Source organism: Pseudomonas sp. RHF3.3-3 (assembly GCF_048069595.1).
Lineage (GTDB): Bacteria > Pseudomonadota > Gammaproteobacteria > Pseudomonadales > Pseudomonadaceae > Aquipseudomonas > Aquipseudomonas fuscovaginae_B.
In genome coordinates, this window is sequence record NZ_CP182250.1 from 3639070 (window position 1) to 3651815 (window position 12746).

General features: G+C 65.4%; 1 protein-coding gene (running past one end of the window). It reads right to left on the bottom strand.

The features are described 5' to 3' along the window. A protein-coding gene (locus ACMGT0_RS16305) for an amino acid adenylation domain-containing protein (RefSeq protein WP_416768984.1) crosses the window boundary here: on the bottom strand, positions 1-12746 show its 3' portion. The gene runs 3661 nt beyond the window's last position; only the last 12746 of its 16407 coding nucleotides appear in the window; the start codon falls outside the window, past its right edge — the gene reads right to left on this strand; it ends in the stop codon at positions 1-3.

Consider the following 12746-nt stretch of genomic DNA (forward strand, 5'->3'; position numbering starts at 1 on the left):
TCAGATAACGCGTTTGCGCTTGAGTGTCGGAACCTTCGCCTGCGGTACCTCCACCTGTTGTGTCGTACCCACCGACGCGGCTACCTGGGCCAGTGTCGGCTGGCCGAACAGCACCCGGACATCGGCTTCCAGGTCCGCCTGGCGCATACGCTCGATCAGGCTGACCGCCAACAGCGAATGCCCACCCAGCTCGAAGAAGTGGTCATGCCGCCCCACCCGCTCGACCTGGAGCAGATCCTCCCAGAGCGCCGCCAGCTTGATCTCCACCTCACCCACCGGGGCTTCGTAGACACGCGAAGCGTAGGCGCTGCTGTCCGGTGTCGGCAGAGCCTTGCGGTCCAGCTTGCCGTTGGGGGTCAGGGGCAACCGCTCGAGCTGCACATAGGCCGCGGGCAGCATGTAGTCCGGCAGCAATCCGCGCAGATAAGTGCGCAGGTTGCCGCTGTCGGACACAAGCCCCGTACCGGCCGGAGTGAAGTACGCCACCAGGCGGGTTTCTCCCGGCACGTCCTCCCGGGCCATCACCACCGCCTCACGCACGTCGGCGTGCCTGGCCAGACGCGCCTCGATCTCGCCCAGTTCGATACGGAAACCGCGGATCTTCACCTGGTCGTCGTTGCGGCCCAGGTATTCGATATTGCCGTCTGGCAGGTAGCGGCCAAGGTCGCCGGTGCGATACATCCTTGCCGAAGCGTCCTGACTGAACGGGTCCCGGAGGAAACGCTCGGCGGTCAGGTCGTCACGGTTTAGGTAGCCACGGGCCACGCCGGCACCACCGATGTAGATTTCACCCGGGACGCCCAGCGGGACGGGCTGTTGTTGCTCGTCCAGCAGGTAAAACTGGGTGTTGCCCACCGGTTTGCCGATATGCGGGGCGAAGCCCTCTTCGCGGTCCATGGCCACCCAGCTGGAGTAGGTGGTGGTTTCCGAAGGGCCGTAGAGGTTGCACAGGCGCTGGACTGTGGTTTTCTCGAACAGCGATTCCACCAGGCTGCGTTTCAGCGCTTCACCGGCCACGTTGACGGTGTGAACTGAAGCAGGCAGACCATCCACTTCCAACAGCGCTTTCAACGCTGAAGGCACGGTGTTGATCAGGCCGATATCGTGCTCGCCGTGCTGCAGTTCCAGGACGTTTTTCACCACCTCGATACTGCCGCCCGAGGTCAGCGGTGCAAAGCACTCGTAGACCGCCAGGTCGAAGTTCAGCGAGGTCGAGAACAGGGTCTTGTCCAAGGCTCCGTTGTCGAAGGCCCCGTGGGCCCAGGTCAGGAAGTTCACCGTGTTGCGGTGTTCGATCATCACGCCTTTCGGCAAGCCGGTCGAACCCGAGGTGTAGATCAGGTAGGCCAGGTGGGCCGAGGTCAGGTCCGGTACTTGCGGATTCTGGACGGATTCGTTCTGCCAGGTGCGCTGATCGAGGTTGATCACCGGCACCGATACGCCGGTCAACAAGTTCTGAGTCGCGTTCTGGGCCAGCACTACGGCCGGCGCACTGTCCTGCAGCATGTAGGCGATTCGCTCGGCCGGATACGCCGGATCCAGCGGCACGTAGGCGCCCCCGGCCTTGAGAATCGCCAGCAGGCCGACGACCATCTCGGCGCCGCGTTCGACACAGATCCCCACGCGGGAGTCCGGCTGCACACCCTGCTTGCGCAGGGCATGGGCCAGACGGTTGGCCTTTTCGTTAAGCTCGCGATAGCTCAGGCGGCGCTCGCCATGCACCACCGCCAAGGCATCCGGCGTGCTTGCCACCTGGGCCTCGAACAACCCATGAATGGTCTGCGCCTGCGGATACTCCAGCGCGGTGTCGTTGAAGCCCACCAACAACTGCTCGCGCTCGTCGGCCGGCAGGATAGAAAGGCCGCCCAGTGGTGCCTCGGGCGCCTGTTCCAGGGCATCCACCAGACTCTCCAGCGCGGCCTGCATATATCCGCAGACCCGCCGTGCATCGATGCCGGCAATCGCCTGCACCGTCAGGCCGAAGCCCACACCGTCATCATCCACCGACAGGGTCAGCGGGTAGTTGGTACGCTCGGCCCCACCCTGGCTTTCGATACCCTGCCAGGCATCCAGAACCTGCTGGCTGGCTTCACCGCCACCATGCCGGTAGTTGAGCAAGGCGCTGAACAGCGGCATCGATGCCGGCACGCCACTGCAACGCTGGGCCAATGCGAGGGAAGCATGTTCATGACCGAGCAGCGCGGTCAACCGGCCATGGGCCGCCTTGAGGGCACTGTGGGCACCCTGCTCGCCCAGGTCCAGGCGCAGTGGCAAGGTGTTGATGAACATGCCCAGAGCCCGGTCGCTGCCCTCGCCGCCCTGCATCCGGCCCATCAGCACGGTACCGAACACCACTTTTTCGCGTTGACACAGACGGCCCAGCACCATGCCCCAGGCCAGGTGCGCAAGGCTCGCCGGGCTGACTCCCGCCTGGCGGGCTCGACCACGCAGGCGTCGAGACAGATCGGCACTCAGTCCTGCGTGAGCCTCGGCGATCGCCTGTCCATCGCCCCTGACCTCTTGCCGCTCGAACGGCAGGGTCGGTTCGTCGACATCGCCGAGCATCTCGCGGAAGAAGCTTTCATGGGCCTGCTGGCTCACGCCCAGTCGTGCCTGAGCCACATAGTTGCGATACGGCACGGCCGGCGCCAACGAGGTCGCCTGCCCACGCAGGAACGCCTGCATTTCCTGTTGCACCACCGCAAGGGTGGTGTGGTCGATGGCGATATGATGGAACCGCAGGACACCCAACCAACGCCCGCTGGACGCCTCTTCGGTGACGGCCAGCTGCAGCAGCGGTGCCTGATGGAGATCGAGGCGGCAATGCGCCGGATCGAAGCGTTGCAGCAGTTGCGCCGAGAGTTCACCGTCGCGCGGATCGAGCCCGAGGGTCTCGACCTTCAGCCGGGCACGACGCCAGACCACCTGCAACGGCGTCTCCAGGCCCTCCCAGACGATCGATGTGCGCAGGACATCATGCCGTTCGATCACACTCTGCAACGCCTGGACAAAGTCGTCCAGGCGACTGCGGCTGTCGAAGCGGAACTGCGATTGCAGCACATAGGGGTCCCCTTCACCGGCAGACAGGTGATGGAACAGAATGCCCTCCTGCAACGGTGCCAGCGGATAGATGTCCTGCACGTTTGCCGCACCGCCCGGCACCGTCGCCACCACCTGGTCGATCTGCGCCTGGGTCAGGCTGACCAGCGGTAACAGGTCTGGAGTGATGTGTTCACAAGGCTCGGGGATCCGGTTGGCCGGCACCGCGATGTCCGTGCCTTGGCCCACTGCCGCCGCCAGCGCCGCCAAGGTCGGCTGGCCGAGCAGTGCCCGCACATCGGCACTCAGACCGGCCTTGCGCATCCGCTCGATCAGCGTGACCGCCAGCAGCGAGTGGCCGCCGAGTTCGAAGAAGTTGTCGTGACGACCGACCCGGTCCAGGTGCAGCAGGTCGGCCCAGATAGCGGCCAGGCGCTCCTCGACCTTGCCCAGCGGCGCTTCGTACTCGCGGCTAGATACGGCGCCATCCGGTGCCGGCAGCGCCTTGCGATCCACCTTGCGGTTAGGCGTCAAGGGCAAGGCATCGAGTTGCATATAAGCCGTCGGAACCATGTACTCGGGCAATGCCGCTTGCAGATGCTCGCGCAGGCTCTGGATCGGCAGCACGGTTTCCGGCTGCTGCGGCGTGAAGTAGGCCACCAGGCGTTTGTCGCCCGGTTGATCCTCCCGTGCCACCACCACGCAGTCCTTGATCCCGGGATACGTGGCCAGACGGGCCTCGATCTCGCCCAGTTCGATGCGGAAGCCGCGGACTTTCACCTGGTCGTCGTTGCGGCCCAGGTACTCGACCGTGCCGTCCGGCCGATAGCGCGCCAGGTCGCCGGTGCGGTACATGCGCCCATCGTGGAACGGATCGTCGAGGAAACGCTCGGCGGTCAGGTCCGGACGGTTCAGGTAGCCGCGCGCCACTTGTACGCCGGCGATATACAGCTCACCCGCCACGCCCAGCGGTACCGGCTGGCGGTTGTCGTCCAGCAGGTAGAACCGCGTGTTGGCCATCGGTTTGCCGATCGGCACTGTCGCCGACAGGATGGCCGGGACGCCCGGTGCATCGACGCGCGCGACACAGGCCCAGATGGTGGTTTCCGTGGGGCCGTAGAGGTTCCACAGTTCGCGGCTGCGCGCCTGCAGCTCACGGGCCAGGTTGCGCGGCAGGGCTTCGCCGCCGCAGAAGATCCGCAGGTCCGGCTTGCCGGCCCAGCCACTGCTGACCAGCATTTGCCAGGTGGCCGGGGTGGCCTGCATCACGGTGATCCGTTGCTCGTCGAGCTGGCGCTGCAGTTGCAAAGCGTCCACGGTCGCCTCACGGGAGGCCAGGACCACACAGGCCCCGCTGACCAGGGGCAGGTACAGTTCGAGCGCGGCGATGTCGAAGGAAATCGTGGTGACCGCCAGCAGCCGATCATCAGGCGAAAGCCCCGGTTCGCGGCCCATGCCGTGGAGGAAGTTGCCCAAGGCCCGGTGGCTGATCTGCACGCCTTTCGGCAGCCCGGTGGAGCCCGAGGTGTAGATCACGTAGGCCAGATGTTCAGGATGAAGGTCATGACGCAGTGGATTGGTCTCGGGCTGCGCCAGGAAGCCTTCGCGCTCGGCCAGCCCGGGATCGAGCAGCAACACCGGTACGCTGCTGGTGGGTAGGATCGGCTGCAGGCTTTGCTGAGTGAGAGTCGCCACCGGAGCGCTGTTTTCCAGCATATAGGTCAGGCGATCGAGCGGGAAATGCGGGTCCAGCGGCACATAGGCGGCGCCGGCCTTGAGAATGCCCAGCAGCCCCACCAGCATGTCCACGCCGCGCTCGACACAGATCGCCACCCGATCATCGGGGCCAACACCCCATTCGATCAGGCGGTGGGCGATACGGTTGGCCTGGCGATTGAGTGCGTCATAGGTCAGGCTGCCGTTCTCGTCGACGACGGCGAGCGAATCGCCACAGGCCGCCACCCGGGCTTCGAACAACCCGTGCACGGTCTCGTCCCGAGGATAGTCGACCGCGGTCGCATTGAAGCCCTCCAGCAACAGCCGACGCTCATCGTCCGGCAACACCGACAACAGCGGCAACGGCACCTCGCTGGCCTGCTCCAGTGCCTCGACCAGACTGTGCAAGGCTTGGTGCATATAGGCGCAGATCCGCTTGGCCTCGATCACTGGAACGGTCTGGGCGGTCAACAGGAGATCTTCGCCCAGGTCGTCGACACTGAGGCTCAACGGATAGTTGGTGCGCTCCTCCGCGCTCAGGTATTGCATGCCATGCCAGGCTGCCCGCGTCTCGTCGGTCACGGCGTAATTGCTGTGGCGATAGTTGAGCAACGCGCTGAACAACGGCAGCGGCGCGCTGACGCCACTGCAACGTTGGGCCAGCGCCAGGGAGGCATGCTCATGCCCGAGCAACGCGGTCAGTTCGTCATGGGTCGCCTTGACGCCCTCGCGCACATTGCGCCCGCCCAGGACCACTCGCAGCGGCAAGGTGTTGATAAACATGCCCAAGGCGCGGTCGGCACCGTCGCCGCCCTCCATCCGGCCCATCAGCACCGTACCGAACACCACATCGTCGCGGGCCGAAACCCGACCCAGCACCTGGGCCCAAGCCAGGTGCACCAGGCTCGCCACACTCACCCCCGCCTGCCGGGCCTGGGCCCGCAAGCGTTGACCGAGGGCAAAACCCACCGTCAGTTGGGCCTCCTCGATGCCCTGTCCATCACCCTGGACCTGCTGCAAGCCGAACGGCAAGGTCGGCTCCTCGATATCACCGAGGCGTTCACGGAAGAATCGCTCGTGCTCTTGCTGGCTAACGCCCAGGCGGGCCTGGGCCACGTAGTTGCGATACGGCACCGGCGCGCCCAGTTGCGCCTGCTGACCGAGCAGATAGGCCTGCATTTCATGGCTCACCACGTCCATCGCGGTGTGGTCCATCGCCAGGTGGTGGAACAACAGCAACGCCAGCCAGCGCCGGTTCGGCGCATCCCAGGCCTGGATCAAGCGCAGCATGGGCGCCTGACGAATATCGAGGTGATAATGGCGGGCGTCGAACCGCTGAAGCAGTTGGGTCGCCACATCGCCGGCCCGCGGGTCCGGCTCCAGGTTTTCGCGTATCAGCCGGGCCTCGCGCCAAACCACCTGTACCGGTTCGTCCAGACCTTCCCAGACCAACGCGGTGCGCAGGATATCGTGACGACCGATCACGAACTCCCAGGCCCTGGCAAAATCGTCCAGACGCTCCTCACTGTCGAAGGCGAACTGCGCTTGTAGCAAGTAGGGGTCGCCCCGCTGCGCGCTGAGGTGGTGGTAGAGGATGCCTTCCTGCAATGGCGCCAGGGCATAGATGTCCTGAACATTGGCGACACCGCCCGGCACCGTGGCGACGATCCGATCGATGGCGTCCTGATCCAGGTTCGCCAGCGGCAGCAGGTCCGGCGTGATCCGTTCACAGCCCGGCGCAATCAGGTTGGCCGGCACCTGGATCTCGCGGCCACTGCCCACCGCCGCCGCCAGCGCGGCCAAGGTAGGCTGGCTGAACAGCACCCGCACATCGGTACTCAGACCTGCTTGGCGCATGCGCTCGATCAGCGTCACCGCCAGCAGCGAGTGACCGCCCAGTTCGAAGAAGTGGTCATGCCGACCCACCCGCTCGAGCTTGAGCACGTCCGCCCAGATCGACGCCAGCCGATTTTCCACTTCACCTTGCGGTGCCTGGTATTCGCTGCAGGCCAGGGCGTCCGACTCCGGCATCGGCAGCAACTTGCGATCGACCTTGCCGTTCAGGTTCAGGGGCAATGCACTCAGTTGCACATAGGCGCCGGGTACCATGTACTCCGGCAACAGGCCTTGCAGGTAACTGCGCAGTTCTTCCGCCGTGGCCGGCTCGCCGGTCGCGGTGACATAGGCCACCAGGCGTTTGTCGCCGGGGACGTCCTCGCGGGCCAGCACGATGCATTCGCGGACCTGCGGATGGGTGCTCAGGCGCGCCTCGATTTCCCCCGGCTCGATGCGGAAACCGCGTATCTTCACTTGGTTATCGTTACGGCCCAGGCACTCCAGCAGGCCATCGGCCGACCAGCGCCCGAGGTCGCCGGTGCGATAGAGCAAGGCATCCGGCTCGGCGCTGAACGGGTCGGCAATGAATTTTTCGGCGCTCAGTTCGGCGCGGTTGAGGTAACCCAATGCCACACCCTTGCCGCCGATGCAGATTTCACCGCTGCACCCCTGGGGCACCAGTTGCTGGCGGGCATCGAGAACATAGACCTGGGTATTGCCGATGGGACGACCGATCGGCACGCTGTCGGCGTCCTCGGCGACTTCGGTCACGTGATGGGTGGTGGCGTAGGTAGTGGTTTCGGTCGGTCCGTAGCAATGCACCAGGCGCAGCCGTGGCGCCAGCGCCAGTAACCGACGGAACGAGGCCGGGTCGCCGCGCTCACCACCGCACAGGAGGATCCGCAGGCCCTTGATCGCCTCGGGGATCAGTTGCACATACTGGTTGAACACCGCCGTGGTGACAAACAGCACCGTGGCCTGGGCGCTGACCAGCAACTCACCGAAGCGTGCCGGCTCCAACAGCGTTTCATGATCCACCACCAGCACCTGGCCGCCATTGAGCAAGGCACCCCAGACGTCCATGGTGCTGGCGTCGAAGGCCGGATTGGAAGCAAAGGCGATACGATCCCGGTCGTTGAAGTCGGCATAGCCGTTGTTGATCACCAGGCGGGTGATAGCCCGGTGCGGTACCAGCACGCCCTTGGGCACACCGGTGGAACCCGAGGTGTACATGATATAGGCCGGGCTTTCGCTGGACTGCGTAATCCCCAAGTCGTCACCGTCCAGGCGAGACAGGTCCAGACCGTCCAGTTCCACACGCTGCACGGCGGCAGCCAGCGACAGCCGATGACGCGTCAGCAGAACCCGCGCCTGGCTGTCCTCGATCATGAAGCCCTGGCGCTCGGCCGGGGCGTTGATATCCAGCGGCACATAGACCGCCGCGCACTTGAGTACCGCCAACTGGCTGACCAGCAGGTCGTGGGAGCGCTCCAGCAGAATCGCCACGCTGTCCCCCGGCTGCACGCCGAGGCCACGCAGATGGCGGGCCAGGCGATTGGCCCGGCTATTGAGCTCGGCATAGCTCAACGACACGCCGTCATGGATCGCCGCGCACGCCTCGGGACGAGCTCGAACCCGGGCTTCGAACAGATCCTGCACGGTCTGCGTCCGTGGGTAATCACGGCGACTGGCATTGAAGCCGACCAGCAGTTGCTCGCGCTCGGCATCGGGCAGGATCGACACCTGGGTCAATGGCAGGGCCGGCGTGTTTTCCAGCGCCTCGACCAGGCTTTGCAGAGCACAGTGCATATAGCCACAGACCCGCTCGGCGCCGATCTGCGCCTCGGCCATGACCGCCAGGTTGAACGCCTCGCCCAAGTCATTCACCGACAGGGTCAGGGGGTAGTTGGTGCGTTCTTCGCTATCCAGCGTCTGGATACCTTCCCAGGCGGCCAACGCCTGGTCGGTCACGTTGATATCGATCTGCCGGTAATTGAGCAGCGAACTGAACAACGGCGTCGACGCGGCCACGCCGCTGCAACGCTGCGCCAGGGTCAGCGGCGCATGTTCATGGGCGAGCAAGGCGCTGAGTCGGACATGGGTGGCTTTCAACGCACTACGCACGCCCTGTTCGCCCAGGGTCACGCGCAGCGGCAAGGTGTTGATGAACATGCCCAGGGCCCGGTCGGCGCCTTCGCCGCCCTGCAGGCGACCCAGCAGCACGGTGCCGAACACCACATCGTCCCTGCCCGACACGGCACTCAATACCCGGGCCCAGGCCAAGTGGCAAAGACTCGCCGCGCTCACCCCGAGCTGCCGCGCCTGCAAGCGCAGGCGCCGGCTCAGGCCGGCCTCCACGTCCCGGCGTACTTCCTCGATGCCGCGACCATCGCCCTGCACGTCCTGCAGGCCGAAGGGCAGTGTCGGTTCCTCGATATCGCCCAGCATGTCGCGGAAGAACGTTTCATGGTCCTCGCGGCTGACGCCCAGGCAGGCCTGGGCCACATAGTTGCGATACGGCACGGACGGCGGCAGCTCTGCCTGCCGCTCAAGCATATGCGCCTCGATTTCGCTGCAAAGGATACGCAGCGAAGTGGCGTCGTCCACCAGGTGATGGAACAGCAGCATGCCAAGCCAACGGTTGTTCAGCGGATCCTGGGCGTAACCGATGCGCAGCATCGGCGCCTGGCGGATATCCAGGCGGGTGTGCCGCGGGTCCAGACGCTCGCGCAGTTGTTCGGCGATATCGCCGTCCGCCGGGTCCAGCTCCAGCCGTTCAACGCCCAGGGGCGCTTCGCGCCAGACCACCTGCACCGGCGTGTCCAGGCTTTCCCAGAGCACTGCGGTACGCAGGATATCATGCCGCGCCACCACCCCTTGCAGGGCCTGGGCGAAGCTGTGCAGGCGTTCGAGGCTGTCGAAGCTGAACAGCGAGTATTGCAGGTACGGATCACCTTGGGTCGCGGCCAGGTGATGGTACAAAATCCCCTCCTGCAACGGCGCCAGGGCATAGATATCCTGCACATTGGCAACGCCACCGGGCACGCTGGCCACGATGCGGTCGATATCGTCCTGGCTCAGGCCGACCAGCGGCAGCATGTCAGGCGTGATACGTTGACAACCCTCGGGGATGACATTCGCCGGTACCTCGATCTCGCGCTGGCCGCCCACGGCCGCCGCCAGGGCGGACAGGGTCGGCTGGCCGAACAGCACGCGCACGTCGGCACTGAGGTCGATCTGGCGCATGCGCTCGATCAGTTTCACCGCCAGCAGCGAGTGACCGCCCAGTTCGAAGAAGTGATCGTGGCGACCGATCTGCTCCAGTTGCAGCAGGTCCTGCCAGATTCGTGCAATGGCGATCTCGGTATCGCCTTCGGGCGCTTCATAGCCACGGCTGGCCACCGCCGAGCGATCGGGGGCCGGCAACGCCTTGCGGTCGAGCTTGCCGTTGGCGGTCAGCGGGAAGGCTTCCAGATTGACGAAGGCGCTTGGCAGCATGTATTCGGCCAGTGTCTGGCGCAGTTGCTCGCGAAGTTGCCCGGCGTCCGTGTTACCGATGACATAGGCCACCAGACGCTTGTCGCCCGGCTCATCCTCGCGTACCAGCACCAGCGCATCACGCACACCTTCGCAGGCGGCCAGTTGCGCCTCGATCTCGCCCAGTTCGATACGGAAGCCGCGAATCTTCACCTGTTCGTCGTTACGCCCCAGGTATTCCAGGCTGCCGTCGGCCACCCAGCGAGCCAGGTCGCCGGTGCGGTACAGACGCGCGTTCGGCTCTTGGCTGAACGGGTTGGCAAGGAAACGCTCGGCGCTGAGTTCGGCCCGGTTCAGGTAGCCACGGGCGACCCCGGCCCCGCCGACATACAGTTCGCCGACCACCCCCACCGGTACCGGTTCGCGACGGGCATCGAGCACATAGAGTTGCAGGTCGGGAATGCGCTTGCCGATCGGACTCGCCCCGATGCGCTGGGCGTCTTCGGCCTGCAATGGGTAATAGGTCACGTGCACCGTGGTTTCGGTGATGCCGTACATGTTCACCAGTTGCGTACCGGCGTTCACGGCCCGCGCATACCAGGGCTTGAGCATCGCCGTGTCCAGCGCCTCACCGCCGAAGATCACCTGGCGCAGGGCATGGGGCTGGGCGTTGTCGCCCTGGGCGGCAATCAGCTGGCGGAACGCGCTTGGCGTCTGGTTGAGCACTGTCACCCCGGCGCTGCACAGCAGTGCGTAGCAATCCTGTGGCGAGCGGCTGACCAGTTGCGGCACGATCAGCAAACGCCCGCCGTGCAGCAGCGCGCCCCAGATTTCCCAGACCGAGAAGTCGAAGGCGAACGAGTGGAACAGCGCCCAGGTGTCCTGTTCGTTGAAACCGAACCAGTCCTCGGTGGCCGTGAACAGCCGCGCAACGTTGCGGTGCTCGACCATCACGCCCTTGGGCAGACCGGTGGAACCGGAGGTGTAGATCACGTAGGCCAGGCTCGCGGAAGTCAGCCTCGGCACCTGCGGATTGCGGACGGACTCGTCCCGTAGATCCAGATCATCGAGATTGATCACCGGCACCTGCACTGGTGGCAAGGCCTCCTGCACCGACTGCTGGCTCAACAAGGCCACCGGTTCACTGTCGCGCAGGGTGTAGGCCAGGCGCTCACGGGGATAGGCCGGGTCCAGCGGCACATAACCGGCACCGGACTTGAGGATACCTAAGAGGCCGATGATCATCGCCGGGCCGCGTTCGACGCAGATGGCCACCCGGTCATCCGGGCGCACGCCCAGGGCCAGCAGACGATGGGCCACCTGGTTGGCACGGGCGTTGAGCTCGCCGTAGCTCAGGCTTTCGTCCTGATGCACCAGCGCCACGGCGTCCGGCCGCTCGGCCGCGCGGGCCTCGAACTGCTGGTGAATCAACGCGGAGGCGGCATAGGTCTTGCCGGCCTGGTTCCAGTGCTCGAGCAGTTGCTCACGCTCGCTGGCCGGCAGGATTGAAATCGCCTGTACGGCGCTCTCTGGTGCCTGCTCCAGGGCCTGCACCAGGCCGTCCAAGGCACTTTGCAGATAGCCGCAAAGACGTTGTGCACCGATGGCAGTCGCCACCAAGGCCGTGAAGTGGAACCCGTCCCCCAGGTCGTCGACGTTGAGGGTCAGCGGATAGTTGGTGCGCTCTTCGGCCCCGCCCAGCACCTGCATGCCCTGCCAGGCGCTCTGCGCCTGCTCGGTCACGGCCAGGCTGCTGTGGCGGTAGTTGAGCAAGGCGCTGAACAACGGCAGCGGCGCACTCACGGCACTGCAACGCTGGGCCAGTGCCAGGGAGGCGTGCTCGTGCCCGAGCAAGGCGGTCAGTTCGGCGTGGGTGGTCTTGACCCCCTCACGCACGCTTTGACCACCAAGGGTCACCCGTAGCGGCAAGGTATTGATAAACATGCCCAGGGCCCGGTCGGCGCCATCGCCACCCTGCATGCGGCCCAGCAGCACGGTACCGAAGACCACCTGGTCACGGCCACTGGCCTGCCCCAACACCTGGGCGAAAGCCAGGTGCACCAGACTCGCGGCACTGACCCCGAGCTGACGGGCCTGGGTCCGCAGGCGCAGGCTCAGGCCGGCGTCCAGTGCGAGATCGGCCTGTTCGATATCGCTGCCGTCACCCTGCACATCCTGCAGGCCGAACGGCAGGGTCGGTTCGTCGATATCGCCGAGACGTTCGCGGAAGAACCGTTCGTGTTCCTCCTGGCTCACACCGAGGCGGGCCTGGGCCACATAGTTGCGATACGGCACCGGGCTGCCCAACTGCGCGGCCTCTCCCAGCAGGTACGCCTGGATTTCCTGACGCACCACCTCCAGGGCCGTGTGGTCCAGGGCCATGTGGTGGAAGCGCAACATCGCCACCCAGCGCTGCTGTCCTTCGTCCTCGGCGAACACCAGTTGCATCAGCGGCGCCTGGGTCACATCCATCCGCGAGTAGCGGGTATCGAAACGTTCCTTGAGCTGGTCCGCCACCTCACCAGAACGCGGATCGAACGCCAAGGTCTCGTAGTGCAACCGGGCCTGGCGCAAAACCACCTGGACCGGCTCGTCGAGACCTTGCCAAAGCACGGCGGTGCGCAGGATGTCATGCCGGTCGATGACCTGTTGCAGCGCCTGGGCAAAGGCGTCCAGCC